This window comes from Leisingera sp. ABM4_060, assembly GCF_056158765.1.
Window position 1 is genome coordinate 1,276,653 of the sequence record NZ_JBSWTX010000001.1, and the last position, 26,214, is coordinate 1,302,866.

General features: G+C 62.1%; 26 protein-coding genes and 1 other RNA gene. 17 read left to right on the plus strand and 10 right to left on the minus strand.

Annotated elements, in window-relative coordinates:
- The first annotated feature begins 51 nt into the window (after positions 1 to 51).
- The 8 genes from ACXAEH_RS06230 (at position 52) to ACXAEH_RS06265 (ending at position 5,486) form a co-directional block, all read left to right on the plus strand.
- A complete protein-coding gene (locus ACXAEH_RS06230; protein WP_475031597.1) occupies positions 52 to 780 on the plus strand; it encodes a FadR/GntR family transcriptional regulator in 729 nt (242 codons plus the stop codon).
- 4 nt (positions 781 to 784) lie between these two features.
- The gene (locus ACXAEH_RS06235) at positions 785 to 1,045 is read left to right on the plus strand and encodes an aspartate aminotransferase (protein WP_475031598.1); all 261 of its coding nucleotides are present in this window, start codon (positions 785 to 787) and stop codon (positions 1,043 to 1,045) included.
- Positions 1,046 to 1,171: 126 nt separating this feature from the next.
- Positions 1,172 to 1,521: a transfer-messenger RNA gene (ssrA, locus tag ACXAEH_RS06240) on the plus strand.
- Between the two features lie 157 nt (positions 1,522 to 1,678).
- The gene (locus tag ACXAEH_RS06245; RefSeq protein ID WP_475031599.1) at positions 1,679 to 2,122 is read left to right on the plus strand and encodes an ester cyclase; all 444 of its coding nucleotides are present in this window, start codon (positions 1,679 to 1,681) and stop codon (positions 2,120 to 2,122) included.
- A gap of 92 nt (positions 2,123 to 2,214) precedes the next feature.
- The gene (locus tag ACXAEH_RS06250; RefSeq protein WP_475031600.1) at positions 2,215 to 2,676 is read left to right on the plus strand and encodes a nuclear transport factor 2 family protein; all 462 of its coding nucleotides are present in this window, start codon (positions 2,215 to 2,217) and stop codon (positions 2,674 to 2,676) included.
- A gap of 135 nt (positions 2,677 to 2,811) precedes the next feature.
- On the plus strand, positions 2,812 to 3,627 hold the full coding sequence (locus tag ACXAEH_RS06255) for a chromate resistance protein ChrB domain-containing protein (protein ID WP_475031601.1): 816 nt from the start codon (positions 2,812 to 2,814) through the stop codon (positions 3,625 to 3,627).
- A complete protein-coding gene (gene chrA, locus ACXAEH_RS06260) occupies positions 3,624 to 4,895 on the plus strand; it encodes a chromate efflux transporter (RefSeq protein ID WP_475031602.1) in 1,272 nt (423 codons plus the stop codon). Before ACXAEH_RS06255 ends, chrA begins: the two co-directional genes overlap by 4 nt.
- A 117-nt stretch (positions 4,896 to 5,012) precedes the next feature.
- Positions 5,013 to 5,486: an SspB family protein gene (locus ACXAEH_RS06265; RefSeq protein ID WP_475031603.1), complete on the plus strand. Its 474-nt coding sequence runs from the start codon at positions 5,013 to 5,015 to the stop codon at positions 5,484 to 5,486.
- A gap of 60 nt (positions 5,487 to 5,546) precedes the next feature.
- Here the strand turns inward: ACXAEH_RS06265 and ACXAEH_RS06270 are convergent, their stop codons facing one another.
- The gene (locus tag ACXAEH_RS06270) at positions 5,547 to 6,110 is read right to left on the minus strand and encodes a hypothetical protein (RefSeq protein WP_475031604.1); all 564 of its coding nucleotides are present in this window, start codon (positions 6,108 to 6,110) and stop codon (positions 5,547 to 5,549) included.
- Between the two features lie 231 nt (positions 6,111 to 6,341).
- Between ACXAEH_RS06270 and fumC the strand changes: the two genes are divergently transcribed.
- The 4 genes from fumC to ACXAEH_RS06290 are packed head-to-tail and all read left to right on the plus strand — an operon-like array spanning position 6,342 to position 8,381.
- A complete protein-coding gene (gene fumC / locus ACXAEH_RS06275) occupies positions 6,342 to 7,736 on the plus strand; it encodes a class II fumarate hydratase (RefSeq protein ID WP_475031605.1) in 1,395 nt (464 codons plus the stop codon).
- Positions 7,736 to 7,912: a DUF4169 family protein gene (locus ACXAEH_RS06280; RefSeq protein WP_475031606.1), complete on the plus strand. Its 177-nt coding sequence runs from the start codon at positions 7,736 to 7,738 to the stop codon at positions 7,910 to 7,912. The genes fumC and ACXAEH_RS06280 overlap by 1 nt, the downstream gene beginning before the upstream one ends.
- Positions 7,909 to 8,127, plus strand: coding sequence for a ribbon-helix-helix domain-containing protein (locus tag ACXAEH_RS06285; RefSeq protein ID WP_475031607.1), 219 nt, complete (start codon positions 7,909 to 7,911; stop codon positions 8,125 to 8,127). The genes ACXAEH_RS06280 and ACXAEH_RS06285 overlap by 4 nt, the downstream gene beginning before the upstream one ends.
- Positions 8,128 to 8,150: 23 nt before the next feature.
- Positions 8,151 to 8,381 carry an N-(5'-phosphoribosyl)anthranilate isomerase gene (locus ACXAEH_RS06290; protein ID WP_475031608.1) on the plus strand — a complete coding sequence of 77 codons (231 nt, stop codon included), beginning with the start codon at positions 8,151 to 8,153 and terminating at the stop codon, positions 8,379 to 8,381.
- A gap of 35 nt (positions 8,382 to 8,416) precedes the next feature.
- On the opposite strand, the gene ACXAEH_RS06295 is transcribed toward ACXAEH_RS06290, so the two are convergent.
- Positions 8,417 to 9,787 (minus strand): cytochrome P450, encoded by a 1,371-nt coding sequence (locus ACXAEH_RS06295; RefSeq protein WP_475031609.1) that lies wholly within the window; start codon positions 9,785 to 9,787, stop codon positions 8,417 to 8,419.
- Positions 9,784 to 11,034 (minus strand): hypothetical protein, encoded by a 1,251-nt coding sequence (locus ACXAEH_RS06300; RefSeq protein WP_475031610.1) that lies wholly within the window; start codon positions 11,032 to 11,034, stop codon positions 9,784 to 9,786. The genes ACXAEH_RS06295 and ACXAEH_RS06300 overlap by 4 nt, the downstream gene beginning before the upstream one ends.
- A gap of 200 nt (positions 11,035 to 11,234) precedes the next feature.
- Between ACXAEH_RS06300 and ACXAEH_RS06305 the strand changes: the two genes are divergently transcribed.
- Together ACXAEH_RS06305 and ACXAEH_RS06310 are read left to right on the plus strand one after the other, a co-directional pair.
- Positions 11,235 to 12,965 (plus strand): transposase, encoded by a 1,731-nt coding sequence (locus ACXAEH_RS06305; protein WP_475031611.1) that lies wholly within the window; start codon positions 11,235 to 11,237, stop codon positions 12,963 to 12,965.
- A gap of 82 nt (positions 12,966 to 13,047) precedes the next feature.
- Positions 13,048 to 13,437 (plus strand): hypothetical protein, encoded by a 390-nt coding sequence (locus tag ACXAEH_RS06310; protein ID WP_475031612.1) that lies wholly within the window; start codon positions 13,048 to 13,050, stop codon positions 13,435 to 13,437.
- A gap of 114 nt (positions 13,438 to 13,551) precedes the next feature.
- Here the strand turns inward: ACXAEH_RS06310 and ACXAEH_RS06315 are convergent, their stop codons facing one another.
- A complete protein-coding gene (locus ACXAEH_RS06315; RefSeq protein ID WP_475031613.1) occupies positions 13,552 to 14,304 on the minus strand; it encodes a cytochrome c biogenesis CcdA family protein in 753 nt (250 codons plus the stop codon).
- Positions 14,305 to 14,398: 94 nt separating this feature from the next.
- Here ACXAEH_RS06315 and ACXAEH_RS06320 point away from each other — a divergent pair, with 94 nt between their 5' ends.
- Positions 14,399 to 14,632 (plus strand): sulfurtransferase TusA family protein, encoded by a 234-nt coding sequence (locus ACXAEH_RS06320; protein ID WP_475031614.1) that lies wholly within the window; start codon positions 14,399 to 14,401, stop codon positions 14,630 to 14,632.
- Between the two features lie 186 nt (positions 14,633 to 14,818).
- Here ACXAEH_RS06320 and ACXAEH_RS06325 read toward each other — a convergent pair whose 3' ends face one another.
- The 6 genes from ACXAEH_RS06325 to purC all read right to left on the minus strand — a co-directional run bounded on the left by ACXAEH_RS06325 (position 14,819) and on the right by purC (position 23,465).
- A complete protein-coding gene (locus ACXAEH_RS06325) occupies positions 14,819 to 17,944 on the minus strand; it encodes an Rne/Rng family ribonuclease (RefSeq protein ID WP_475031615.1) in 3,126 nt (1,041 codons plus the stop codon).
- 584 nt (positions 17,945 to 18,528) lie between these two features.
- Entirely contained in the window at positions 18,529 to 19,866 is a 1,338-nt protein-coding gene (locus ACXAEH_RS06330) for a sigma-54-dependent transcriptional regulator (RefSeq protein ID WP_039125397.1), read from the minus strand.
- Positions 19,867 to 19,898: 32 nt separating this feature from the next.
- Positions 19,899 to 21,671 (minus strand): ATP-binding protein, encoded by a 1,773-nt coding sequence (locus ACXAEH_RS06335; protein ID WP_475031616.1) that lies wholly within the window; start codon positions 21,669 to 21,671, stop codon positions 19,899 to 19,901.
- 36 nt (positions 21,672 to 21,707) lie between these two features.
- Positions 21,708 to 22,376 (minus strand): phosphoribosylformylglycinamidine synthase subunit PurQ, encoded by a 669-nt coding sequence (gene purQ / locus ACXAEH_RS06340; protein ID WP_475031617.1) that lies wholly within the window; start codon positions 22,374 to 22,376, stop codon positions 21,708 to 21,710.
- Positions 22,376 to 22,606 carry a phosphoribosylformylglycinamidine synthase subunit PurS gene (purS, locus tag ACXAEH_RS06345; protein WP_019297460.1) on the minus strand — a complete coding sequence of 77 codons (231 nt, stop codon included), beginning with the start codon at positions 22,604 to 22,606 and terminating at the stop codon, positions 22,376 to 22,378. Before purS ends, purQ begins: the two co-directional genes overlap by 1 nt.
- A 97-nt stretch (positions 22,607 to 22,703) precedes the next feature.
- A complete protein-coding gene (gene purC / locus ACXAEH_RS06350; RefSeq protein ID WP_475031618.1) occupies positions 22,704 to 23,465 on the minus strand; it encodes a phosphoribosylaminoimidazolesuccinocarboxamide synthase in 762 nt (253 codons plus the stop codon).
- Positions 23,466 to 23,736: 271 nt separating this feature from the next.
- Here purC and ACXAEH_RS06355 point away from each other — a divergent pair, with 271 nt between their 5' ends.
- Both ACXAEH_RS06355 and ACXAEH_RS06360 read left to right on the plus strand, forming a co-directional pair.
- Positions 23,737 to 24,054 (plus strand): DUF1476 domain-containing protein, encoded by a 318-nt coding sequence (locus tag ACXAEH_RS06355; RefSeq protein ID WP_475031619.1) that lies wholly within the window; start codon positions 23,737 to 23,739, stop codon positions 24,052 to 24,054.
- A 238-nt stretch (positions 24,055 to 24,292) separates the two neighbouring features.
- The gene (locus ACXAEH_RS06360) at positions 24,293 to 26,146 is read left to right on the plus strand and encodes a phosphatidylglycerol lysyltransferase domain-containing protein (protein ID WP_475031620.1); all 1,854 of its coding nucleotides are present in this window, start codon (positions 24,293 to 24,295) and stop codon (positions 26,144 to 26,146) included.
- The last annotated feature ends 68 nt before the right edge of the window (positions 26,147 to 26,214 follow it).

Sequence of the window (26,214 nt, forward strand, 5' to 3'; positions counted from 1 at the left end):
ATGATTTCTTGCCGGCCCCCGCCGGCGTCACGCTGCGTCAGGGCCTTGCAGATGAAGATTGACCCCAACAGTACCGCCGATCTGCCGGTGCAGATCGCCCAGGCGATCAAGGATGCAATTATCTCGGGCGAGCTGGATGTCGATGCCCGTCTGCCGTCGGAGACGGAACTTTCGGAGCATTTCCAGGTCTCCCGCCCGACAGTGCGCGAGGCGCTGAAGCGGCTGGCGGCGCAATCGCTGATCCGCACCCAGCGCGGCGCGTCCGGCGGGGCGTTTGTCAATCGCTTAAGCTTTGAGGATGCCTATTCGCAGCAGATTACTACATCGACGCTGCTCCTGAGCATGAACGCGGTGAGTTTCGACACCGCCTGCGAGGCGCGCTATGCGCTGGAGCGGGCCTGCGCGCCGCTCAGCGCCGCCCGCCGCAGTCCCGATCATCTGGCGACGATGCGGGCAGAGATTTTCCGGCAAGGACAGCCGGGGCTGACGGATGTGGCTTTCTGTGCCTCCGACGTGGCCTTTCACCGGGCACTGGTCGACGGAGCCTGCAATCCGGTTCTGTCCTATCAGCTGGCCGGCGCGGTGGAGGCGATGCAGCCTCTGATGAACATGATCACCTTCACCGCCCGCGACCGCGCCGTGATCACCGGGCTGCACACCCGGATTGCCGATGCCATCGAGGCCGGCGATGGCGGCGCAGCTGTTGCGGGGCTGCAGGACCTGGAAGATGAAACCCGCAATCTTGCCTGCAACGTCTTTGCGGCCCGAGCCAGGCGGTAAGGATTTGTTAACCGCGACCCCGGACACTTCCGGCATGGTCAAACCCGGTTCCGCCCTGTCCCCCGACATCTGGCTGCGCGATATTTTCGCCTGCAAGGCGGTACAGAACGGCGGTGTGGTCCGCCGCAAACTCCGGGACATCGAAGGCTATGCCGGGATGGAGGCCTTTCTGGCGGAGGTGCGCGCCCGCGGGTTTCAGGCGGTGCAGAACCGCGAGCAGGTCATCATCTTCTGCAATAGCGCTCCGATCCGGAAGCTTGACTAGCGCCGCCGTTTCCCGGCGCGGGAAACGGCCAAAAATCCTGCGAGGATTTTTATGCGCATCAGTTGCAGCTGACGCCGGTTTTCCGCGCCGGAAAACTGGCCGGAATCCTCGCAGGATTCCGGTTCTCCTCTTTGCATCCGAGCAGAAGCCGATTATATGACTCCTGTTCCCTCGTGGAACTATGGACATAAACGCGCTCGTAATAAGCGGATCGGACCCGGGGGCGGTACCCGGCGGCTCCACCAAAATCCTTCGTTTGGGGATCATGGGGCCGAAACAGGATCGACGGACGTCTAAAGGGGTTTGCTTTGTCTCGGCGGGGTGCCACCGTACCGGCCCAAACAGTACAATTGCAAACGACAATCGTGCTCCGGTTGCTCTGGCTGCGTAAGCAGTTCGAGGAATCGAAATCTAAGCCCTTGCGCCTAGCCGCGTAAGGCGGGGTTCGCAGGTACCTGGCAACAGAAACCTGCACTTTCCCCCTGTTTGCGATCTTGCTTCTTTCCGCTGCGGCACCGCTGTTTCTGACTTGGGGAATGCTAAGACTTTAGTTTTGAGCTTTTAAACCCGGCCCGCACGGCTATAAAAATGGTGCCCGGACGAAACTGCCCAGCACGAAAGCTGACACGACCTTTGACTGCCCCCTCCTCCAAAGCCGAAATTTTGCAGCGCTGGTACGATCAGGGCTGGTCGCGCGGCGACTTAAGTGCCCTTGACGACTGTTTTTTGCCCGGCAGCACCGCGACGGGTGCGGTGCCGTCGCTGCAGCTTTCACGGGGCGACTTCGAAGATTTTGTGACCGCCTTGCGCAGCCGCGTGGAGCGAATCAAGATCGGCATTACCCAGGTTGTCGAACAGGATGACTGGCTGGCAGCCCGGACGAAGTTCCAATGCCGCTGCGTTGCCACCGGCAAACCGGTCAGCACCTCAGGCCATGTCATGATCCGTTTCGAGGACGGCAAGATGGCCGAAACCTTCAGCCAGTTCGACTATATCTCCCTGTTCGAGCAGCTCGGCCAGCTGCCGCAAGACACCGTAGCCGCCTGCCTCACCGGCCAGGGCCTCATGTGGCGATGAAGATGACCAGAACCAGCAACCAGCCCGCCCCGTTTTCTCCTCGCAGGGCCGCCAAGGCTCCCAGCCAGCCGCAGGAGCGTTCTTCCCCCGCCATGGCTGCACCTTTTGATCCGGCCGGCTGCCCCGGTATGCCGCTGACCCGGCTGCTGCACTATTGGTTCGAAGAGGTCTGGTGCAAGGGCAACCTGGAAGCCGTAGGTGAGGTGATGACCCCGGACACGCTGATTTCGGGCGCAGTCTCGGCCCTGGCGGAACCGGAGTGCGATTATGGCGAGGTGGTTGCAGCGCTGCGCAATCTGCTGGGTCCGGTCAGCGTCACCTTTACCCATGCGATGGAAACCGGCGACTGGGTGTCGGTGCGGCTGCTGGCAGATACCAGCAACCCCAGGGACGGCACCCCGTTTCAGATCACCGGCCAGCTCATGGCCCGGGTTGAAAACGGCCGGATTGCGGAAATGCATTCCAACATGGATTATTTCCGGATGTTCGAGATGCTGGGGCAGCTGCCGCCTGAGGCCCTGGCCATCTGCATGACCGGCGAGCGGCTGAAATAGCCGCCCGCGGCGCCGGCAATCTTGACAACCGGTCCGGAAATACGCTTGTAAAGAGCCATGGGGAGAGACGCGAACGCCCCGTGAGGCGACAGCCCAAGGTTCGCATGTTAACCTTGCTCGCGAGGAGACATGCTTATGGCTGCCCCGAATGAAATCACACCTGCCCAATTATCCCGCCTGATCGGCACGCCGAATGCTCCGGTGCTGATAGATATTTGCATCAGCGAGGATTTCGCTGCTGATCCCTACCTGATCCCCGGCTCCATCCGCCATCCGCATACCGATATGGAAGGTTTGAAGGCGCGGCTGAACGGGCGCCGCTGCGTGGTGATCTGCCAGAAGGGCATCAAGCTGTCGCAAGGCGTGGCGGCCTGGCTGCGCAATGACGGGATCGAGGCCGAGTACCTGCAGGGCGGCATGTTCGCCTGGCGCGATATGAAGGGCGCACCGCGCATTCCGGCCAGTGCCCTGCCCGCGCCTGTCGGCGGCAGCACCCTGTGGGTGACGCGGCACCGGCCCAAGATCGACCGCATCGCCTGCCCCTGGCTGATCCGCCGGTTCGTGGACACCGGGGCGCGGTTTCTGTTTGTGTCACCGTCCGAGGTTGCGGGTGTGGCGGAACGCTTTGGCGCCACGCCGTTTGATGTCGAGGATGTGTTCTGGTCGCACCGCGGGGAGCTGTGCACCTTTGACATCATGCTGGATGAATTCGGTCTTAGAATTCCGGCGCTTGACATATTGGCACGGGTTGTGAGAGGCGCCGACACCAACCGGCACGATCTTGCGCCTGAGGCAGCGGGGCTTCTGGCTCTCTCCGTCGGGCTGTCGCGCCAGTATAAGGACGACCATCAGCAGCTTGAGGCAGGCATGACTCTTTATGATGCGCTTTACCGCTGGGCCCGCGACGGGCGCGGCGAAGGCCACGACTGGCCGGCGGGCGGCAAAGCATGAGCCAGCCTTCCTGGGCGGAGATGTTCCGTGTCTTCGGGCGCATCGGCGTGCTGAGCTTTGGCGGCCCGGCGGCGCAGATTGCGGTGATGCATAAGGAACTGGTCGAGGAGCGCCCCTGGCTGAGCGAGGAGAGCTTTCTGCGCGGCCTGTCCTTTTGCATGCTTTTACCTGGGCCGGAGGCGATGCAGCTGGCCACCTATACCGGCTGGCGGATGCGCGGCACCGCGGGCGGTCTGCTGGCGGGCCTGCTGTTTGTGCTGCCCGGAGCCGCAGTGATTGCGGCACTGGTCTGGCTTTATGCGCAATACGGCACCCTGCCCGCGGTGCAGTCCGCCTTTCTGGGTGTTAAGGCAGCCGTGGTTGTCATCATCCTTCAGGCGCTGCGGCGGCTGGCCGGAAAGGCGCTGAACCATCCGCTGGACTGGGCGCTGGCCGGGTTTGGCTTCGCCGCGCTGTTCCTGCTCAACCTGCCGTTTCCGCTGGTGGTGCTGGCGGCAGCCTGCATCGGCCTGATGCGGAAGGATGCCAGCGCAGACGATGCAGCACACAGCCCGCCTGCCCGCAATGACAGCGCTCTGCGCAATATCGCGGTCTGGGGGGCGCTGTGGCTGCTGCCCTTGATTGCGCTCAGCCTGTCTGGCGCTGACTTCCTGGCCGATATCGGCTGGTTCTTCTCCAAGCTGGCGGTGGTCACCTTCGGCGGGGCCTATGCGGTGCTGGCCTATATCAGCCAGACAGTGGTGAGCCAGTTCGGCTGGATCTCCGCCGGGCAGATGATCGACGCCTTGGGGCTGGCCGAAACCACGCCGGGACCGCTGATCCTGGTTACCCAGTTTGTCGCCATGCTGTCAGGCCTGCTGAAAGACGGCTTTGGCCTGTTCCTGGCTGCGGGCGCCGTGGCGCTGTGGGCCACCTTCATGCCCTGTTTTCTGTGGATCTTTGCTGCGGCCCCCTATGTGGAGCGTATCGCCGCGCATCCGCGCCTTGGCATGGCATTGAAGGCTGTGACTGCCACAGTTGCGGGCGTCATCCTGAACCTGTCGGTCTGGTTCCTGCTGCATGTGGCCTTTGCCGAAACCCGGATCTTCGAGGCAGGCGTTCTGCATGTCCCCGCTCCGGTCTGGGCCAGCATGAACACCACCGCCGCACTGCTGGTTCTGCTGGCGCCGTTTGCCGCTTGGGCCGTGCGCGGCAATATGCTGCTGCTCTTGGCGGTGATGGCGGCCTCAGGCCTTGGGATCGCAGAATTCCCGTTTGCAATCAGCTGACTGCCCCGCTTTCGTATAGGCTGCCGATACCAAAAATAATGGCCTCAGCCGAAAGGCCGCTCTTTTGTTTCCGGCAGAATCTCCTATGCTGGGAGCAAATGAACAAAGGGTGACTGCATGTCCCGTGAAATCGACTATGGCAACCTGATGCATTCTGCCATGCGCGGCCTGATCCGGACCGTGCTGCAGGATATTTCCGAGAACGGGCTGCCGGGTAACCACCACTTTTTCATCACTTTCGACACCGCCCACCCCGATGTGGAGCTGGCCGACTGGCTGTCTGACCGCTACCCGGGCGAAATGACCGTGGTCATGCAGCATTGGTTCGACAATCTGACCGTCGATGAGGACGGCTTTGCCGTCACGCTGAACTTCGGCGACTCGCCTGAGCCGCTTTATATTCCCTATGACGCCATCCGCACCTTTGTGGACCCGTCGGTGGAATTTGGCCTGCGCTTTGAAAGCGCCGAGGAAGAGGCCGAAGGCTATGCCGCGGTTGCGGAAATCGAAGATGAGCCGGAGAGCGGCGAAGCCCCAGTACCGGAGAAAAAAGACGCAGATGTCGTCTCGCTGGACAGCTTCCGTAAATAATCCGTGAGATCAGCTGAATGCCTGCAAGGCGGCCGTCCGGGCCGCCTTTTTTGAACCCGCTCACTCTCTGGTCAGAAAGGTCTTCAGCTCGCGCTGCGTCTCGCCGTTCAGGCGGGAGGTATAGACAAGATCCAGCCCGCCGTCGGCCAGGGTCCGGTCATATTGCTGCATCTCGTAGTCGCCGTTGGGATGAATGAACAAGGAAAACACGGTCAGGGTAGCGCCGGTGATGCGGCCCCAGACAAAGGGTTCCCCCTCCATCGGATTGAGCGGCACCGCATGGCCGAACACATTGCGGGTCATCGCCGCGGAATAGACGCCGTCGCTGCCGCTGGACAGGAACTCAATCTCGTAAGTCTTTGTTTTCCTGCGGCCATCATCTTTTTCGGTGGTCGATGTCCACTTCAGGGTGAAGCCCTTCTTCATCTGCCGGATCACCACGCTCATGTCCCGCGGGTCTGTGTCGCCATCACCTTTGACCACCTCGACGCTGCCGGTGTATTCGCCGGCAAAGCGCGACACATCGGCCAGCGCCTGCAGGGGCAGCAGCAGCAAGGCAGCCGCCGTCAGCGCAGGCGCAATCGCAGCCTTGCAGTCATGGAGGGTTCGCACGCGGATCGGCACTCTGTCTTCCTTTCCGGATTACCTGGCCTGAATTCAAAGCCTATCCCCTGCTATGTAAGCATAGCATAGCCTTACACAATGGTAACGTGCCCAGGCCATGGCGCCGGCTGCGCCAAAACACCCCTATACCTGACCGCATGAATGGCTATGCTGCGCGCAACTGGCCAATTGCGCTGCATCTGCGCAAAGGCTAAACGGCATACAACCGCATACAAATCAGAGAGGCGACGGATGTCCGAGACCCGCACCGAAACCGACAGCTTTGGCCCGCTTGAGGTCCCCGCAGACAAATACTGGGGCGCACAGACCCAGCGCTCGATCATGAACTTCCCGATTGGCTGGGAAAAGCAGCCCGTCGCCATCGTGCGCGCGCTGGGCGTGATCAAGCAGGCCTGCGCCATGGCCAACAAGGCGTCGGGCAAGCTGGACGCGACAATCGGCGATGCCGTCATTCAAGCGGCCAGCGAAGTGGTGGCGGGCAAGTTCGACGACAACTTTCCGCTGGTGGTCTGGCAGACCGGCTCCGGCACCCAGTCCAACATGAACTCCAACGAGGTGATCGCCAACCGCGCGATTGAGATCCTTGGCGGCGTGATCGGCTCCAAGGACCCGGTCCACCCCAATGATCACTGCAATATGGGCCAGTCCTCCAATGACACCTTCCCCACCGCCATGCATATCGCCACCGCGATGAGCGTGCGCGACGTGCTGGTGCCGGGCCTGACCAAGCTGGCCGAGGGGCTGGAGAAGAAATCGGAAGAGTTCAAGGACATCATCAAGATCGGCCGCACCCACACCCAGGACGCCACCCCGCTGACCCTGGGCCAGGAATTCGGCGGCTACGCGCATCAGATCCGTCAGGGCCTGGCGCGAGTCGAGGCAGCCATGCCCGGCATCTACGAGCTGGCACAGGGCGGCACTGCCGTCGGCACCGGCCTGAACACCCAAAAAGGCTGGGGCGAAAAGGTCGCTGCCAATATGGCCGAAATCACCGGCCTGCCCTTTGTTACTGCGCCGAACAAATTCGAAGCGCTGGCCGCCCATGACGCCATGGTGTTCCTGTCCGGCGCGCTCGCGACCATTGCCGGCAGCTGCTACAAGATCGCCAATGACATTCGCTTCCTGGGTTCCGGCCCCCGCTCGGGCCTGGGCGAGCTGATCCTGCCGGAAAACGAGCCCGGCTCCTCGATCATGCCGGGCAAGGTGAACCCGACCCAGGCAGAGGCGCTGACCCAGGTGGCGGCGCACGTGATGGGCAATGACGCGGCGATCAAATTCGCAGGTTCGCAAGGCCATTTCGAACTGAACGTCTACAACCCGATGATGTCCTACAACCTGCTGCAGTCGATCCAGCTGCTGGGCGACGCGGCGGACAGCTTCACTGAACGCATGCTGAACGGCATCCAGGCCAACGAGCCGCGCATCGACAAGCTGATGAAGGAAAGCCTGATGCTGGTCACCGCGCTGGCGCCAACCATCGGCTATGACAACGCCACCAAGGTTGCCAAGACCGCGCATAAGAACGGCACCACGCTGAAGGAAGAAGCGATTGCCCTGGGCTTTGTCGATGAGGCGACTTTTGATGCAGTGGTCCGCCCGGAGCAGATGATCGGGCCCAAAGACTGATGGGAAAGCCGGTCAATCTGAACCGGTACAGAAAGGACAAAGCGCGGGCCGAGAAGAAGGCCCGCGCTGACCAGAACGCCGTGACCTTCGGGCGGACCAAGGCCGAAAAGGATTTGGACAAGGCGCGCAATGCGCAAGAGGTCCGTCGGCTGGACGAGCATAAGCGCGACGAATGAACGCCCGTCCCAAGAAACACTCCCTGACTTTGCGCGGACACCGGACCTCAGTGTCGCTGGAGGATGACTTCTGGGATGCCTTCCGCGAGATCGCAGCTGACGAGGACCGTGCAATCAACGATCTTGCAGCCGAAATCGATGAAACCCGCGGCGAAGACTGCGGCCTGGCCTCCGCGATCCGGCTGTTTGTGCTGCGCCGGTTAAGGTCGCGTTAACCACATTTCCGGACACTCGCCCTATGGCACAAGTGTTTCGCACAATCTCACCTGAATTGTGGATGCAGCAGATATTCGACGTGAAATCTGCACGCCAGGGCGGCGTGGTTCGCCGAAAACTGCGCGATGTGGAAAGAAATGTGGGGCTTGCCAGATTGCAGCACGAAGTCCAGCGCCGGGGTTACCACGCGGTTTTGAACGGGGAGCAGGTTGTTATCTTCTGCAACAATCAGCCTGTTCGCTTGCTGTGCTGACGCCAAAGTTTTCTGAAAACTTTGGCCAAAACTTTTTAGAAAAGTTTTGGCTGCCGGGGCGATAGCCGCAGCCAGATCCCGTTTTTCGACCGCACTGTCAGATGCGCCACGGGCACCGGTGTGTTACCTTCCACGGGTTCAATCCGGATCCGGCGCAAGATCATCGACAGGATCAGAGGCCCCTCCACCATCGCAAACCCTGCTCCGGTGCAAACACGGGATCCGGCTGAAAAGGGAATATAGGCATCGCGCTGGCACTGCCTGCCGTTCTGCGTCCCCCAGCGGGCAGGATCAAAGGCGTCCGGGTTCTCCCACAGGCGCTCATGCCGGTGCAGATGCCAGGGGCTGAGCACCATCTGCGATCCCCTCGGCACATCCCGGTCACGAAAGCGTTCGGGACAAGCGGCTTCGCGCACCATCATCGGCACCGGCGGGTAGAGCCGCAAGGTCTCGCGGAACACGTCCCGGCTGATCTTCAGCCTGGAAACCGCAGCAAAGCTCACATCCTCCAGCACCGCTGCCTCTTCGGCCACCTTGTCCTGCCATTCCGGGTAAAGCGCCATCAGGTAAAGCGCCCAGGCCAAAGCGGACGCGCTTGTTTCATGGCCCGCCAGGAAGAAGATCGCGACCTGGTCGACCATCTCTTCCGTGCTGAAGGTGCCTCCGGTTTCCGGGTCCCTGGTGGTCATGATCTTGGTGGCCAGGTCATCGGGCGCAGTGCCCGCCTTGATCGCCTGCATCCGCGCCTCGGTCAGACGGGCAATCAGTGCCCGGATCCGGTCGGCATTCTCCTTGGTTCCCTTACGGAAAAACCGCGGCATCCAGGCAGGCACCGGCAAAAAGGCGGCAAGGTTCAAAATCGGCTGGCTGCGCTGGTAATCTCGGAACCGGCTGAATACCTCCCCTGCAACCTCATGCTCGATCGGGATGGAGAACAGCGTCCGGAAAATGACATCGGCGGCGGCGTGCGAGGTTTCCTCCTCGATCTCCACCGGCCCGGTTCGGGTGGCCAGCCGTTCGACCGCAGCTTCAGCCGCCGCCCGCATAGCCGGAAAGGTGTCTTTCAGCCGCCCGCCCTCAAACGCCGGATCGATGATCCGCCGCTGCCGCTTCCAGGCCGTGCCATTGGTCAGGAACACCGAATTGCCCAGCAAGGGTTTCAGCCCCTCGGCAATCCGGTCCGACTTTGGAAAATCCTGCGGCCGGTCCTTCAGCAGCAGTTTCACCAGATCCGGCTGGTTGACCAGAAAAGAGCGGAAGAACGGCGTGCGGAACTCGGCCATCCAGGCCCGGTACAGCCGCGCTGGCTGAGCCGAGAGAATGTCCTGGCGGAACAGTTTGGCGTACCGCCACAGCGACACCCGGTCCGGGCGTGCTGGCGGTTTCGGCGGCAGAGCTTGCGTCATTCAGCGGCCACCGACGTGAACTTGGACACCGGCACATCGATCCGCGACTGCGAGGGTTTGCGGTGCTTATACCGTTCCGCCAGTGTCAGAGGCCCGGCAGTGATATGGAAGTAGTCATAATCGCCCGGCCGGTCAAAGGCGCAGAGATACTGAAAATGCAGCCGGAAGAACCGCCAGCGCAAGGCCTGCCAGCGCTCCGGGCTGAGGGTCTGGGTGAAAGCGGCCGAAAACACCAGCGGCCAGCGCTTGCCTTCTGGCGCTACACCGCTGACAGCAACCGGATCGCAGAGTGCAAAGGCGCAGCCGTCGCCGGGGGCAGTGACGTCCACCCAGGCAAGCTCGCCGCGCTGCGACAGGTATCTGAGGTCTGCGCGCAGCCGTTTGGCCTGCGGCAGGAAGGAAACCATCGGCACCACCTGCCCCAGCGACAGGAAGCCAAGCGCCGGGCGGTCTGCGGGCAGGCTCTCCCGGATCAGGTCCGCCAGCACGGACACGCCGACATGGGCACCGGAGGAATGGCCGACAACAAGAACTTCATCCAAACTGCGGTCTTGCAGAGCATCCGAAATCAGATGGCGGAATTCGGCCATCCGGGCTTCAAGTTCTGGCGGGTTGGCACCACGGGACGCAGCAGAATAGGCGTAGTCGTGCATCAGGTAGTAGGCAAACAACTTGCCATCGCGCGCCTTGAACCAATGCAGCAGCGCATAGCCCGCACTCAGACCCAAGGCCCAGCCAGCTGCCGCAACGATGCTGCCGCTCAGCCCCGCTGCACCGGCCACAAGTGAGACAGCATGGGCCACGCCCCAGGCCAGCAGCAGCGCGAGCAGCGCCTGCAAAATCAGCATGCCCACGGGATAGAGCGCTGCAATCACCGGCCCCTTGCGCAGCCGCATCAACCGTCTGAGCGCGCCGGTGGTGATATAGATCCAGGCGGTGCGGGCCAGTTGCAGGTAGGTGCCTGCGACAGAGGCCTCCATGCTGCCGCGGACAATGTCAGACCAGACCAGGACTTCTACATCCGCTTGAACTTCGGTGCCGTCCATTTCAGCGGTGACGTGCCAGCCGTAGGGGCCCTTGGTCTGCTTGGGCGACAGGGAAATGCCATAGCCGGAAATCTGCGCCTGGGCCGCGCTTTCCTTGCGGTAGAGCTCGCGGTAACGGCGCGGATGAATCGGGTCGTAGCCCGGAATGTAGAAAACCCGGCGCTTGCGCACGTCCTGGGGATTGGAGCCGCTTTGATCCACGCTCTTACCTGCTCTGCCTTGCTCCGCCAGGTTAGCAGGGCAATCCGGCAAGAGTAAGGCCGCACCGGGCAAAGAAAAAGAGGCCCGAAGGCCCAGCCCTTTGCCATAAGTGTTGCAAAAATAAGATTTTGGTTGGCCAGTTTTTGGCCAATCTTATCCCACAATAATAAGAAAAACTCGGAAAAACCGGGAGAGAACGTGTGGGAACAGCCACGAAGAAATCTTCGTCAGGCGCTCGTAGGCGCTTGCCTTTGCCTTCCTTTGGCATCAGCGTAAATTTCTGCCGAAATCCTCAATGTGATTTCTTTGCAGAGGCTCCAGACCCGTTTGATAGAAGCGGGCAAAACCGGAGCAAGGTCAAGCCGAACATGCCGCGCGGCAGGGTCATCGGATCCGGCGATGAAAAAACCTTCCAGTGTGGTGGGTGCGGAAAAACCTCCATCATCAAGAACAACAAGGCGATTATCAAAGAATATCGCCGCCTTCGTCGGAAGTTCCGCCCCGAATTTCCAAGAGATGCCTGCTCCACCGAGGAGTGCGCAAATCACGGGAAGACCCAATCCGAGCACCCGGAGCTGTATCGCAAAGCGGGAACGACGAAGAAAGGCACGCAGCGCTGGAAATGCAAATCCTGCCTGAAGACATTCTCGACGGGAACGCGCCTGGGTCGCCAGAAGCGTAGCCACACGAACCGCGATGTCCTCTGGATGATCACCAATGGCGTGCCGATCACCAAGATCTGCGATTTCACTGAGCTATCTCCGCGGGATGTCTATCGGAAGATCGACTTCATCCATGACCGCGTTATCGACTTCACCGCCAAGCGGGAAGCTGATTTCAAGCGCGTGCATTGGGAGAAAGTCGGCCGCCGCTTCGCTTCGGATTCTCAGATCCTCCATCTGAATTGGCCAAACAAGCGGACCAGGGCGCAAATCGCTGTTCAGCATCTTTGCACAGCGCACGCCAACTCCGGTTACATCATGGTCGCTCACCTGCAGCTGGATCCGGCGATCGAGCTGCCGGATATTGAGGCCAGAATGGTCGCAACCGGGGATTTCAGTCTGCCAAGAGCCTTTCGGGAGCAGGCACGCCTTTGGTCGGAAACGGAGTTCAAAGGCTACCTCGACAAAATGACCCACAACGTGGCCATTCACCCCGATGAGGCCCCAGAGGTCGATCTGGGGCTACAGCTGCCCCACAGCGGCGCCCTGGTCCGCCAGGACGCCATGCAGATGGCGCATGCTTTCCAGATGCGTCATTTCCTCGGCAAAGGCTCTGAGCGCTTCGTATTCGTCCTGGATGCTGACCCTGGACTGGCGATGTCGTTCATCTCTGCCTTCGCCGGAAGGATCCAGGATGGTCGAGCAGATGTCATCGTCGTGGAATTCGACAAGAACCAATCCAACGATCAACGGAACATGTTGATGAACGAAGGTCGCAAGCAGCTGGAAAACGACAGCAATGTGCCTCGTCATATCTTTGATGACTTCGATCCAAGCACGAAAGACGAGATCAAGGACATCCTGGTGGAGAGCATGCTGGAGGATCTGCCGCTGGCAGCAACCTTCGAGTGGCCATATCATACGAAGTCGGAGCCGCATCGCTGTATGCGCATTCTGACAGATCGGGAGAGCATGGCGCCGGACCGCCGCGCGCGCCTCATGCGTCTGGCCACGCTACGCAGCGTTGATGCCTACTTTCATAAGGTCCGGAGCAATCTGAAGTTCGCAGAACGTCCTTCTCATACACCAAGCGCCAACGGCCGCGCCTGGCATCGCCATTACCTCTACAACCCTGAAACCATGGTGAAAATCGTCGATATTTTTCGCTTCACGCATAACTGGATGGGCAGGCGCTCAACGAAGGAAACCCCAGCGATGAAGCTGGGGTTGGCCAGAGGCAAGGTCAATGCGAAGGACCTGTTCAGTTAGCGACGATCTGAAAAGCCTTTTATGATCCAGCAGAAAACCACCTATTTCTCACTGGGTTAGGCTTAAGGGAGTTAGCATCGGGATGCGCAATATGGTCTTTGTTGGAACTTTATGTGCAGGAGCAGTTTTGGGAGTAGCAGCGAATGCCAATCCGATTGTTTCCCAACAACAATTTCGAAATCTCATCGGTGAAACTTGCTTGGGAACAATCGCGTTGAGGGACCCGGTTTGGTATCGCATGGGAGGAAACGGAAAAGGAACAGAAGCCGTTTGTTCATGTGCAGTCGAAAGGTCTATAGCTTCGGGTGTGACATCGAAAAGTGTCCAAATTCCACGCTACAGCAAGAGGCCTTCATTGACGCGTTCTGCTCGCGCTTCTGTTGAGACTGCAACTGCGTTTTGTGGAAAAAGATTATTCAACGATAAAGGCCCCAAGATCGTTCGTGAAAAGAAGCCGGTAAAGAACTGGTAAGCGTCGGAAAGCTACCTTCTGATGTCGAGAACTGAAGCAGCCCAGAGGAGATCTCTGGGCTGCAACACTTATGGTAAAGGGCTGGCCCGAAGGCCCCTTTGTTCGTCCCGGTGTTCAGCCCAGCGTTGCCAGCGCCGGGAACGCCTCCAGCAGCCACCAGGAGAACTCGGTGAAAAGCCCGGTCACCAGCATCACGCCGACAAGCAGCAACAGTCCGCCCATGGCCTTCTCGATGGCGCCCATATGGCGTTTCATCTTGTTCATCAGCACCATGGAGCGGTTGAGGAACATTGCCGCCAGCAGGAAGGGAATGCCCAGGCCCGCTGCATAGACGCCCAGCAGGATGGTACCGCGGCTGACCGAGGCCTCGGAAGCCGCCAGCGACAGGATGGCACCCAGCTGCGGACCGATGCAGGGGGTCCAGCCAAAGGCAAAGGCCAGGCCCAGCACATAGGCGCCAAGCGCCGAACCGCCGGATTTGCCTGCGTCCATCCGCGCCTCCCGGTCCAGCAAGGGAATACGGAAGACCGACAGGAAATGCAGGCCGAAGACAATGACAACCACGCCCGAAACCTGGGCGAAAAGCTCCTGATTTTGCAGCACAAAGGCCCCAAAGGCCGACGCGGTGAAACCAAGGAGCAGGAACACGGTCGACAGACCCAGAACAAAGAACAGCGCCGCAATGACCGCCTTGCGGCGGGCTGCGGCGGTGCCCTGCATCTCGCCGATGGTGACGCCGCTCATATAAGCCAGATACGGCGGCACGATCGGCAGAACGCAGGGCGACAGAAAACTGATCACGCCGCCCAGCAGCGCAACCAGCATGGCAGGGAGCAGCCCTGCGTCTATGATCTCGATTCCAAACATGATCCAACACTTATGTCAGCAAGTGGCCAGCGTCACGGGGGCGGCTGGTCACATCCTTGTGGACAGCATGAAACATCCCCCTTATCTGAAAACCATGAGCGAGATCAAAGAGACCCTGGATGCCATCGGGCTGCTGTGCCCGCTGCCCGTCCTGAAGGCCCGCAAGCGGCTGAAAGCGCTGCAGCCCGGCCATGTGCTGGAGCTGCTGGCCGATGACCCGGCAGCGGTGATCGATGTGCCGCATTTCTGCAACGAGGCGGGCCATGAGTTTCTGGGCCACAGCGACGGAGCCGGCCACCAGGTCTATCTGATCCGCAAAGGCAGCTAAGCCCGCAACCGCTACGGAACCTGCCCCGGGGTGCCGGAATTCGGCACGAATTCCGGCTCGGAAAACACGTGTTTTCCGGGCCGTTTCCCGCGCCGGGAAACGGAAGTCCGAGCGGCGCTTTCCCGGCATCTGGTACAAAAAAGGCAGGCCAAGCGGCCTGCCTTTGTTTGTTGGTTCTTCCGAGGCTCAGCCGCCCATCGACCACCAGCCGCGGCGCTTGGGCTTGGGCGGCGCTGCGGGTTCCGGCTCAGCTTCGGCCCCTGCCATCGCAGGTTCCGGCTGATTTTCCTCAGCTGCCGGTGCAGGTTCAGCTTGCACAGGGTCTTCTTCAGCGGGGGTTTCCGCCACAGGTTCAGCGTCCTCAGCAACTGGTTCTGCAGCGGGTTCTTCTGCTGCATCTGCCACCGCTTCGGTTTCTTCGGCCGGGGTGTCTTCAGCCGGAGCAGCCGCATCAGCGTCTTCGGCGGCCTCCTGTTCTGAGCTTTCAGCAACGGCCTCTGCCTCAGGGGCTTCGGGTGCTTGAGCTTCCGCAGCCGGAGCTTCGCCGGAGGCGTCCTCTGCCGCTTCCGCAGCGGGCTCAGCCGCTTCGGGGGCGTCTTCCGCAGTTTTCCCGGTTTCAGCTTCGGAAACGGCGACTTCCGCGGAAGTTTCAGAAACCTCTGCAGTTTCCACCTCATCCTTCTTCGGCTTGGACTTGCGCGACCGGGTGCGGGTGCGGGAAGGTTTCTTTTTCTCCTTCACCTCTTCCGGAGCCGCTTCTTCACCCTCAGCCGCGGCCTCAGCCTCAGCCTCGGTGGCGTCTTCCTTGGGCTGATCCTGGTCCTCAGCAACCGCTTCTGCGCCCTCACCAGCCTGAGCCTGATCGCCTGCGCCGGACTTGCGGCGGCGGCGGCGGCGGCGCTTGCGCTTGGGTTTGTCCTCCTGGCTGCCGTCCTCAGCGGAATCGGCAGCCGCAACTGCTTCTTCCTCTTCCTGCTTGGCCTCTTCAGCGTCCACCTGATCCATGATCGAGGTATCCACCGACACCACCGGAGCGGTTGCCGCAGGCACATTGCGCGACGCGGTCTTGAACTTCTCCAGCACAAAGTCCGGGCTGACCAGATGCACATCGCCTTCGATGCGCACGGACAGGCCGTAACGCGCTTCGATCTGGGCGATATGTTCGCGCTTCTGGTTCATCAGGAAGTTGGCGATGGAGACCGGGCAGCGCACCAGCACCTCGCGGGAGCGGCGGCGGGTGCCCTCTTCCTCGATCTGGCGCAGGATCGAAAGCGCCATCGAATTGTCAGAACGGATCAGGCCAGTGCCGTGGCAGTGCGGGCATGGCGCGGTGGTGGCCTCGATCATGCCAGGGCGCAGCCGCTGGCGCGACATTTCCATCAAGCCGAAGCCCGAGATCCGGCCCACCTGGATGCGGGCCCTGTCGGTCTTCAGCTTGTCCTTCATGCGCTTTTCGACGGCGGCGTTGTTCTTGCGCTCGTCCATGTCGATGAAGTCGATGACGATGAGACCGGCAAGGTCGCGCAGGCGCAGCTGGCGTGCCACCTCTTCGGCGGCTTCCAGGTTGGTCTTGAGCGCGGTTTCCTCAATCGAGCCTTCCTTGGTGGCACGGCCGGAGTTCACGTCGATCGCCACCAGCGCCTCAGTGACGCCAATCACGATATAGCCGCCGGATTTCAGCTGCACCGTCGGGTTGAACATGCCCGCCAGGTAGCTTTCCACCTGGTAGCGCGCAAACAGCGGCAGCCCTTCCTGGTAGTGCTTCACGTTCTTGGCGTGGGACGGCATGATCATCTTCATGAAGTCCTTGGCGATGCGGTAGCCGCGGTCGCCTTCCACCAGAACCTCGTCGATCTCGCGGCTGTAAAGATCGCGGATCGAGCGTTTGATCAGGTCGCCTTCCTCATAGATCTTGGCGGGCGCGATAGACTTCAGCGTCAGCTCGCGGATCTGTTCCCACATGCGCTGCAAGTATTCGTAGTCGCGCTTGATCTCGGATTTGGTGCGCTTGGCACCGGCGGTGCGCACAATCAGGCCTGCGCCGGTCGGCACGTCCAGTTCGGTAGCGATGTCCTTCAGCTTCTTGCGGTCGGCTGCGTTGGTGATCTTGCGGGAGATACCGCCGCCGCGGGCGGTGTTGGGCATCAGCACGCAGTAGCGGCCGGCCAGTGACAGGTAGGTGGTCAGCGCCGCACCCTTGTTGCCGCGCTCTTCCTTGACGACCTGCACCAGCAGAACCTGGCGGACCTTGATGACTTCCTGGATCTTGTAGCGGCGCGGACGGGGTTTGCGCGGCGGACGGATGTCCTCGCTGTCGTCCTCATCCGCAACGGATTCGATGTTTTCATCCTTGGAGGTTGCGTCAGCCCGGCGGGACTTGGCGTCGTCCTCGTCATCGCCATCATCGCCAGCTTCGGCGGCGGCTTCGTCAGCCGCGTCTTCGGCACTGTCCTCAGCAACAGCAGCGTCGTCCGCCTTGGCGTCTGCCGCCGGGGCTTCTGCCGCAGCATCTTCCGCTTCAGGGGCGGCCGGGGTGTCCGCCGCGGCCTCAGCAATGTCTTCGGCAGCAGCTTCCGGCGCCGCTGCCGTGTCTTCCGCGGGCCCGGCCGGAGCTTCGTCTTCGGTTGTTTCGGCCGGAGCTTCAGCGTTGGGCTCTTCCCCATCTGCCGGAGCAGCCGCTGCATCGCCTTCCGGAGCATCTGCAGCCGCTTCGCCTTCCGCGGCGGCTTCGTCCGGGTCTTCCACCGGGGTTTCCGCCACACGCTCCATCGGCGAGGACCCTTCCGGAACCTCGGCCAGCTCTGCAGCCGGTTCATCCGCCGCCTCAGCGCTGTCGCTCAGGTCGATCGTCTCCATGCCGGCGATTTCAGCGGGCTGGTCTTCCGGTGTCGCGACTTCCTTGGTCTCAACCGCATCATCGGAGGAGGCCTTGGCCGCCTTGGCGGAAGACTTGGACTTGCGGGAGCGCTTGGGCTTGGACTGCTTGGCTTCCTCTTCCTCGTCGCGGGCGCGCATTGCCTCGGCATAGGCGCGCTCTTCCTCCATCAGGGCCTCACGGTCCGCAACGGGGATCTGGTAATAATCCGGATGGATCTCGGAGAACGCCAGGAAGCCATGGCGGTTGCCGCCATAGTCCACAAAGGCCGCCTGCAGAGAGGGTTCGACCCGGGTTACTTTTGCGAGATAGATATTGCCGGCAAGCTGCCGTTTGTTTTCGGATTCAAAGTCGAACTCCTCAACCTTGTTTCCATCAACCACCACGACGCGGGTTTCTTCCGCGTGGGTGGCATCGATAAGCATTTTCTTAGCCATGTTTCCTTGGTGCACCTGCCCTGTGCGCCCGCAAGCCTTCTGCTTCCAGGCGGCCGCGCGCGTTTAGGGTGGTGTCTTGTCAGGGCGATCTCGGACGGCGCGGTGCAGCAGGTGGTCCCGGGGACAGTGCCCGGCCTTCCTGCCTCAGTGCTCTTCGCTCTCGCGCGCGTCATCGCGGTTCTTCTCCGGCAGGCGGGCTGTCCCGTCCCTGCCCTATTATCCCTTCACCGGTTTAAATTCCGGCTTGGGCGCTAAACTGCCCCCTGCATCAGGGGGCCAATCGGTCTGGCTGCAGCTTTCTCGGATCTTGCCGGACAAAAGCCATAACCAGCGAAACTCATCAGAACGGGCGAAACCAAATGCCGGTTTCCGGCCCGTTGGGTCAGCATAAGGCCTGTGGATAGGTAATGACAATGGCCATTCGACTCTGCCAGGCCTTAAAATGCAGACAGCCTGCCCTTAGCAGGCAAGCCGTTAATTTCAGGTAAGTTTTCAGGCGGGCGCCGGAATTCGACGCGAATTCCGGCTCGGAAAACATGCGTTTTCCGGGCCGTTTCCCGCGCCGGGAAACGGCGCCGCAGGCCTCACGCCAGATAATCCGAGCGCTGCAGCCCGTATTTGGCCATCTTCTCGTTCAAGGTCCGCCGCGGCAGGCACAGCTCATCCATCACGCTGGCAATCGAGCCCTTGTGGCGGCGCATGGTGTTGTCGATCAGCATCCGCTCAAAGGCTTCCACATATTCCTTCAGCGGCTTGCCTTCGGTGGTCATCACCGGCTGCATCTCCTCGTGATCCGACATCAGCAGCGACGCGATGGTGCCGGAGCCGCGGCGCGATTGCAGCACGGCGCGTTCAGCGATGTTGATCAGCTGGCGCACATTGCCCGGCCAGGGGGCCTGCAAGAGCTGCGCGGCTTCCTGAGCGCTCACTTGCGGTGCGTCGCAGCCATATTCCTCGGAGAATTGTTCGCTGAGGCGGGTGAACAGGGTCAGGATGTCCTCGCCGCGCTGGCGCAGCGGCGGCACGGTGATGCGCAGTGCGGCCAGGCGGTAGAACAGGTCCGGGCGCAGGGCGTCTTCGCAGGTCTTGCCCGCTTCCTGCAGGTTCGAAATCGCGATGATCCGGGTTTCCGCCGGGGTTCCCTGCTCATTGATCACGCTCAGAAGCTTGGCCTGCAGGGTTTCCGACAGCGCGTCGATGTCTTCCAGAACCAGAGTTCCGCCGCGGGCCTCCTCGATGGCGGGCAGCATGCTGTCTTCCGGCAGCATCGGACCGAACAGGCGCTTGGCCAGGGCCTCCTCTTCCAGCGCCGCGCAGGAGATCAGCACGAATTTCTTGCCCGCGCGGCTGCCAACCGCGTGCAGCGCGTGCGCCACCAGCGTTTTGCCCGTGCCGGTCTCGCCGTCGATCAGCACATGGCCATCGGCCTGACCCAGGTCCAGAATATCCTCTCGCAGGCGTTCCATCACCGGGCTCTGTCCGATCAGCTTCTTCATAATCTGGCCGCCGTCGGACAGCTCGCGCCGCAGAGCCCGGTTGTCCAGCGTCAGGCGGCGCGCACCGGTGGCGCGCTTGGCAAGTTCTGACATGCGGTCCGGGTTGAAGGGTTTTTCGAGGAAGTCGAAGGCGCCGACGCGCATCGCCTCCACCGCCATCGGCACATCGCCGTGGCCGGTGATCATGATCACCGGCAGCGCACTATCGCTGCCCATCAGCTTTTTCAGGAACTGCATCCCGTCCATGCCCGGCATCTTGATGTCGGAAATCACGATCCCCGGATAATCCGGGCCCAGCACCTTGAGCGCTTCTTCGGCACTGGAGAAGGTTTCGGTGTCATAGCCTGACAGCGCCAGCCACTGGCTGATCGACTGCCGCATATCCTGTTCATCATCGACGATCGCGATTTTCATAGCCTGTGCCATGCGCGTCCTCTCCTAACTCTTACGGGCCGCGGTCACTCCGCCGCCTCGATGCCGTCCACCAGGACCGGCAATTGCATCTCAAAGACCGCCCCGCCGTTCTGCCCGTTGCGGGCGGTCAGCCGTCCCCCAAGGTCGTTGACGATCCCCGAGGAGATGGCAAGCCCCAAACCCACCCCGTCGCCGGGCTGCTTGGTGGTGTAAAAAGGCTCGAACAGCTCGTCGAAGTCCTTGATCCCCACCCCGTTGTCGCGCACCGAAAGGGTCGCGGTCTCGCCCGCGGCCAGAAGGATTTCCACCTCTGGATCGGCCACTGATTTGGTGGCGTCCAGCGCATTGCGCAAGAGGTTGACCATGACCTGTTCCAGCCGCATCCGGTCGCCCATCACCATAACAGGTTCTTCCGGCAAAATCCGGGTGATTTTCACATGCCGCTGGCGCAGCTGCGGCTCCATCATCGACAGGCTGGAAGCCAGCGCATCGCCCAAGTTTACAGGGCTGAACGCATCGCCGCCCTTGCGCGCATAGGACTTCAGCTGCCGGGTGATCGCCCCCATCCGTTCGATCAGGTCGTCAATACGGCCAAAGGAGGCCAGCGCCTCGTCCGGGCGGTTCCGGTTCAAGAGCAGCCGGGCGCCCGCCAGATAGGTTTTCATCGCTGCAAGCGGCTGATTCAATTCGTGGCTGACAGCCGCCGACATCTCGCCCAGGGCCGCCAGTTTTGAGCTCTGCGCCAGGCTCTGTTCAGCGACCGCCAAGGTCTTTTGCATCCGTTCACGCTCGGCGATTTCCCGCTGGAGGCGAGCGTTCAATACGCGAAGCTCTGCCGACTCGCGTTGAAACAGCGCCATCCGCAGCGCGGTTTTCCGGCTGAGCGCATAGAAGGCCAGCGCCAGCAGGATGGCGAATCCCATGATTTCCAGCGCCAGCACCGCGTTTACCCGCTCGCGCACCGAGGAATAGGTGGTGAAAGAGGCCATCCGCCAGCCCTGGAACGGCACCCGGGTCTCCAGCCGCATCACGGCTTCGCCTTGCAGGTAGGCGTCCGGCGGCAGTGCAGTCCAGTCGGTGGTCGCGCGGATCGCCCGTTGAATGGCGCCCTCGGGCGTCTGCAAGGTCAGCGCATCGCCCTCTTGCAGCCCGCGCCAGCGCGCTTCGGTTGCCAGGATGATGTTGCCGGTACTGTCGGTGACCAGCACCGCGTCGGAAATCCCCGCCCAGGCGCGTTCGAATTTCTGCAGGTCGACCTCAACCACAATGGCGCCTAGCACGCCGGTCGCATCCACCATCCGCCGCGAATAGGTAAAGCGGTAGCCGCCCACCTCGCGCGGGATCACCGAGAAAACTGTCGACTTGGCACGCACCGCATCGACGAAATAGGCGGCATTGCGGTGGCTCTCGCCCAGCCGGTTGCGGTCGGTGGCCGCCACGGTGCGGCCGTCCTGTGCCAAAAGCATGATCGAAGCGGCGCCGATCTCATCGACAAAGGAGATCAACCGCTGGGTGGAGAGGGAAAAATCGCTGGATTGCAGGGCCGAGATCAGCGTCTGGTCGCGCGCCAGCAGCTGCGGCACGATGGCGTGCTGGCGCAGCTCGCTCAGCAGGTTGCCGGAATAGAGCGCCAGCCGCAGCTCGGCCCGGTTGCGGGTGCTTTCGGTGAAGCGGTGGGTCAGCGCCCGGTTGGTGGTCCAGACAGTGATGGCTGCGACCGCCATGAACAGCACAAGCGCCAGCCGGGCGCGCCACGAAATCGTGCGCGAGCCGGTCCTGGGTTTTGATTTGGTCAAATCAGAGCGCGGGGCGGTCATAGCCTATACCTATTGCGGCCGCCCCGCCTTCTCAAGTCACGCCGCGGTGACCATGCCGGCCAATGCGCGGAACATGGCCGTTCCGTCGGTGCCGCCATGACCTTCGTCGGCTGCGCGCTCCGGATGCGGCATCATGCCGAGAACACGGCGGTTTTCAGACAGGATGCCCGCAATGTCCGCGACCGAACCGTTGGGATTGTCCTCATAAGTGAAGGCAACGCGGTCCTGATCCTGCAGCGCCTTGACGGTATCCGCATCGGCAAAATAGTTGCCGTCGTGGTGGGCAATCGGCACCCCGATGACATCGCCCGCGTTATACCCTTGGGTGAAGACGCTGTCAGAGGTCGCCACTTTCAGGCCCACGGTACGGCAGATGTATTTCAGGCCTGCGTTGCGCAGCAGCGCCCCAGGCAGCACGCCGGTTTCGGTCAGGATCTGAAAGCCGTTGCAGACGCCGATGGCATAGCCGCCGCGGTCCGCATGTTCGATCACGGCCTTGCAGATCGGCGACTGGGCCGCGATGGCACCGCAGCGCAGATAGTCGCCATAGGAAAAGCCGCCCGGCACGCCGACGATGTCGACGCCTTCGGGCAGCGCGCTGTCCTTGTGCCAGACCATCGACACGTCGAAACCGGCCTGCTCAAACGCCACCGCCAGATCGCGGTCGCAGTTCGAACCCGGGAAAACAACAACCGCCGCTTTCATCAGGCCATCTCGATGCTGTAGGATTCGATCACGGTGTTGGCCAGCAGTTTCTCGCACATCGCGGTAACGTCGGCCTCGGTGGCGCCTTCGGCCAGATCCAGGTCAATCACCTTGCCCTGACGCACGCCTTCGACCTTGTCAAAGCCCAGAGCCCCCAGCGCGTGGCGCACCGCCTCGCCCTGCGGATCCAGAACCCCGTTCTTCAGCATCACATGCACCCGTGCCTTCATCGCATCATCCCTCAGGTTTTCGATGGCGAAGCCTCATCTAGGCTTCATCTTTCCAAAAATACTCAAAATCCCGCCCTGTCAGCAGGGCGGGACCGGATCAGTTCACCAGCGTCGGCTTGCCCGGCGCCGGCGGATTATTCGGCATCACGCCCAAACGCCGCGCCACTTCGCTGTAGGCATCGGTCAGGCTGCCCAGGTCGCGGCGGAACACGTCCTTGTCCAGCTTCTGGCCGGTCTTGATGTCCCACAGGCGGCAGCTGTCGGGGCTGATTTCATCGGCAATGACCAGGCGCTGGAAATCGCCCTCATACACACGGCCGATCTCGATCTTGAAGTCGACCAGGCGGATGCCGACGGCCAGGAACACGCCGGACAGGAAATCATTCACCCGCAGCGCCAGGCTCAGGATGTCGTCCATGTCCTGCTGGCTTGCCCAGCCGAATGCGGCAATATGCTCTTCGGTGACCAGCGGGTCGCCCAGGGCGTCGTCCTTGTAGCAGTACTCCACGATCGGGCGCGGCAGCTGGGTGCCTTCATCAATGCCCAGGCGCTTGGAGATGGACCCGGCCGCATAGTTGCGCACGATCACTTCCAGCGGCACGATCTCGCAGCTGCGCACCAGCTGCTCGCGCATGTTCAGCCGCTTCAGGAAATGGGTCGGCACGCCGATCTGCGCCAGCCCCAGCATGAAGAACTCGCTGAGAATATTGTTCAGGACGCCCTTGCCCTCGATCACGTTGTGCTTTTCAGCATTGAAGGCGGTGGCGTCGTCCTTGAAATACTGCACAATGGTGCCCGGCTCGGGGCCTTCATACAATGTCTTTGCCTTGCCTTCGTAGATTTTCTTGCGACGCGCCATTGGGAACCTTTCGGGTCAATGCCGGGAATCCGGCCCTGCGATGTGCCGCCCTCATAGTGCAAGGGGGGCCGCGCCGCAAGCTTGCAGCGGGCCGGCACCCCTCTGTCCGCATCCATGGTGGCGCGCCCGCCTGCCCCGGCGGCAGGCCAGCAGGCCTGCACAAGGCGGGCCGCGCCGGGCAAGGGCTTTGACCGGCTCAGTTTTTTCTTGCCCTGGAGGGGGATCACACTCCTATCATTACAAATGTGCAAGCGGTTAAAGAGGATCAGCCATGACGACATTCGACGAACGCGAACAGGCCTTCGAAGCCAAATTCGCGCATGACGAGGAAATGCAGTTCAACGCCCGTGCCCGCCGCAACAAGCTGGTCGGGCTTTGGGCAGCTGAGCTTTTAGGTAAATCCGGGCTGGCAGCCGAGGAATACGCTCAAACCGTCGTTGCCGCCGACCTGGAAGAAGCAGGCCACGAGGATCTGGTGCGAAAGCTGTACGGCGATCTCGGCTACCGGGCCACTCAGGAGCAGATCCGCAGCAAGATCCGCGAGATGATGCCTCAGGCCCAGCAAGAGATCCTGCAAGAGGCCGGCTGACCCCGCGCCCGGCGCCTGTTTCCGCCCGCGATGCCCGGATCGAACGCCCGGCGCGTCCTGCGCGTCCGGCTTGGCAATTGGCTGCGTCAGGCCGGGATTGCATTTGCACATCCCCGCACAATTTTAGAGGTTAACCGAACTGAAAACCGCTGCCCCTAGACTGGCTTGGAATGCCTCTCTGCTCCGCCTGTTCAGGACTGTCATGCTGTTTTCAAAATCCCCTGCCCCCAGACCGGCTGTGCGGCTGATCCGGCTGACACTGCCGTTTCTGGTCATGGGCGGCTGCCTCTGGCTGCTGCAGGCGCAAACGGAGCTGCCGCCGCTGGCCGAGCTTGGCGCCGTGCTGGCTGGGCTGCCCGCCTGGAAATGGGCGGGCGCGGCCCTGGCAACCGCCCTCAGTTTCTGGGCATTGGGGCGCTATGATTCCGTTGCTCACCGGCATCTGCAAACCGGGCTGGACGGGCCCGCGGCGCGGCGCGCGGGCATCGCAGCGATTGCCTTTTCGCAAACCGCCGGGTTCGGCCTGTTCACCGGCGCCTATGCGCGCTGGCGGCTGCTGCCGGGGCTTGCGCCGCTGCAGGCAGGCCAGCTGACCGCCCTGGTGGCAGCGACATTTCTTGCTGCACTTTCAGTGATTTGCGGTGCGGCGCTGATCCTAGCGCCGCCTGCGCCGGGCCTGGGCTGGGCCGGGGCGCTGATCCTTTTGGCAGCCACGGCCATTTCCGCTGCCAGCTTTCTTCACCCGGAAATGCCGCTGTTCCGGTTCAAGCTGCGCTGGCCCTCGCTGACCGCGATGGCCGCGCTGGGGTTCTGGGCGGTGGTGGATGTTGCGGCGGCTGGAACCGCCCTGTGGCTGCTGTTGCCGGAAGGCGCCGGCGTCTCCTGGGCACCGCTCCTGACGGCCTATGCCGTGGCGCTGGGGCTGGCGGTCGTCTCCTCCGCTCCAGGCGGTGCGGGCCCGTTTGAACTTGCCCTCTGTGCTTTGCTTCCCGCGGTGCCTGACAGCACGCTGATTGCCGGGCTGCTGGCCTTCCGGCTGGTCTATTACGCTGTTCCGGCCGCTCTGGCAGGCCTGCTGCTGATCTTCCCCGGCCTCATCCCGGTGCGCAACAAGCCCCTGGAAGACACGGATCTGCAAGGCAGCCGCGCTTTGTCGCCCGCTGCTCTCCCCAAAGACCGGCCATGCTCTGAAGCCGGAATCATCCGGCAAAACGGCGGCCATGTGCAGGCCTTCGGCCTCAATCAGGTGGCGCTGCTGAACACGCCGCAAGCCTCGGTCGCGCTGTTTGACCCCCTCTCCGGCATCACCCAGGAGACATTTGCCCCGCTGGCAGCCCACGCCCGCAGCCGCAATGCTGCCGCCTGCTACTATAAGTGCGCCCCCCGCACTGCATTAACGGCGCGCAAGGCCGGATGGCGGGTTCTGCGGATTGCCGAAGAGGCCGTGCTGAACCCTTTAGCCTTTGCCGAAAAGGGATCCAGCCGCCGCCAGCTGCGCCGCAAACTGCGCCACGCGGAAAAGGCTAGGCTGGAGGCCTTTTCGGCAGGCGCCTCGCTGCCGCTTGATCAGATGCAAGAGGTGGACGCAGCCTGGCAGGCCGCCCACGGCACCGCCTATGGCACAACGATGGGCCGGTTCGAGCCAGGCTACATCGCCGGGCAAGAAGTTGTTCTGGCTTTCCTGGAAGGGAAACTGATCGGTTTCGCCAGCTTCCATGCATCTTCGCGCGAATGGTGCCTCGACCTGATCCGCCTGCGCCCGGATGCGCCGGACGGCACCGGCCACGCCCTGGTGCGCGCAGGAATTTCTTCAGCCGCCGCCGCCGGGATCAGCCGCCTGTCGCTGGCTGCAGTCCCGGATCACCGGCTGGCCAAAGGCGTCGACCGCGGCCTGCGCCGTTTCAAGACCTGTTTTGCCCCGTCATGGGAGCCCCGCTACATGGCCGCGCCAGGCTGGCTGCAGATGGCGCTCTGCATTGCCGAACTTGTGCGCCTGGTGCACCGCCCGCCCGCGGTGATGCCAGCTGCACCGGGCACGCAAACTCATAATGAAGATGAAGAAAATGAAATTGCGCTTGCCCATACGGCATGAGAGAGAACACCAGACCTACCAGCCGCCCGCACTCCGTTTTGCGGCGGCCCCTGATCGGGACATGAGCT

Coding starts and splice junctions, on each gene's coding strand:
- ACXAEH_RS06230 (WP_475031597.1), top strand. CDS start 52: ATGAAGATTGACCCCAACAGTACCGCCGATCTGCCGGTGCAGATCGCC.
- ACXAEH_RS06250 (WP_475031600.1), top strand. CDS start 2,215: ATGGCTGCACCTTTTGATCCGGCCGGCTGCCCCGGTATGCCGCTGACC.
- ACXAEH_RS06255 (WP_475031601.1), top strand. CDS start 2,812: ATGGCTGCCCCGAATGAAATCACACCTGCCCAATTATCCCGCCTGATC.
- chrA (WP_475031602.1), top strand. CDS start 3,624: ATGAGCCAGCCTTCCTGGGCGGAGATGTTCCGTGTCTTCGGGCGCATC.
- ACXAEH_RS06265 (WP_475031603.1), top strand. CDS start 5,013: ATGTCCCGTGAAATCGACTATGGCAACCTGATGCATTCTGCCATGCGC.
- fumC (WP_475031605.1), top strand. CDS start 6,342: ATGTCCGAGACCCGCACCGAAACCGACAGCTTTGGCCCGCTTGAGGTC.
- ACXAEH_RS06280 (WP_475031606.1), top strand. CDS start 7,736: ATGGGAAAGCCGGTCAATCTGAACCGGTACAGAAAGGACAAAGCGCGG.
- ACXAEH_RS06285 (WP_475031607.1), top strand. CDS start 7,909: ATGAACGCCCGTCCCAAGAAACACTCCCTGACTTTGCGCGGACACCGG.
- ACXAEH_RS06290 (WP_475031608.1), top strand. CDS start 8,151: ATGGCACAAGTGTTTCGCACAATCTCACCTGAATTGTGGATGCAGCAG.
- ACXAEH_RS06295 (WP_475031609.1), bottom strand. CDS start 9,787: ATGACGCAAGCTCTGCCGCCGAAACCGCCAGCACGCCCGGACCGGGTG.
- ACXAEH_RS06310 (WP_475031612.1), top strand. CDS start 13,048: ATGCGCAATATGGTCTTTGTTGGAACTTTATGTGCAGGAGCAGTTTTG.
- ACXAEH_RS06315 (WP_475031613.1), bottom strand. CDS start 14,304: ATGTTTGGAATCGAGATCATAGACGCAGGGCTGCTCCCTGCCATGCTG.
- ACXAEH_RS06320 (WP_475031614.1), top strand. CDS start 14,399: ATGAGCGAGATCAAAGAGACCCTGGATGCCATCGGGCTGCTGTGCCCG.
- ACXAEH_RS06325 (WP_475031615.1), bottom strand. CDS start 17,944: ATGGCTAAGAAAATGCTTATCGATGCCACCCACGCGGAAGAAACCCGC.
- ACXAEH_RS06330 (WP_039125397.1), bottom strand. CDS start 19,866: ATGGCACAGGCTATGAAAATCGCGATCGTCGATGATGAACAGGATATG.
- ACXAEH_RS06335 (WP_475031616.1), bottom strand. CDS start 21,671: ATGACCGCCCCGCGCTCTGATTTGACCAAATCAAAACCCAGGACCGGC.
- purQ (WP_475031617.1), bottom strand. CDS start 22,376: ATGAAAGCGGCGGTTGTTGTTTTCCCGGGTTCGAACTGCGACCGCGAT.
- purS (WP_019297460.1), bottom strand. CDS start 22,606: ATGAAGGCACGGGTGCATGTGATGCTGAAGAACGGGGTTCTGGATCCG.
- purC (WP_475031618.1), bottom strand. CDS start 23,465: ATGGCGCGTCGCAAGAAAATCTACGAAGGCAAGGCAAAGACATTGTAT.
- ACXAEH_RS06355 (WP_475031619.1), top strand. CDS start 23,737: ATGACGACATTCGACGAACGCGAACAGGCCTTCGAAGCCAAATTCGCG.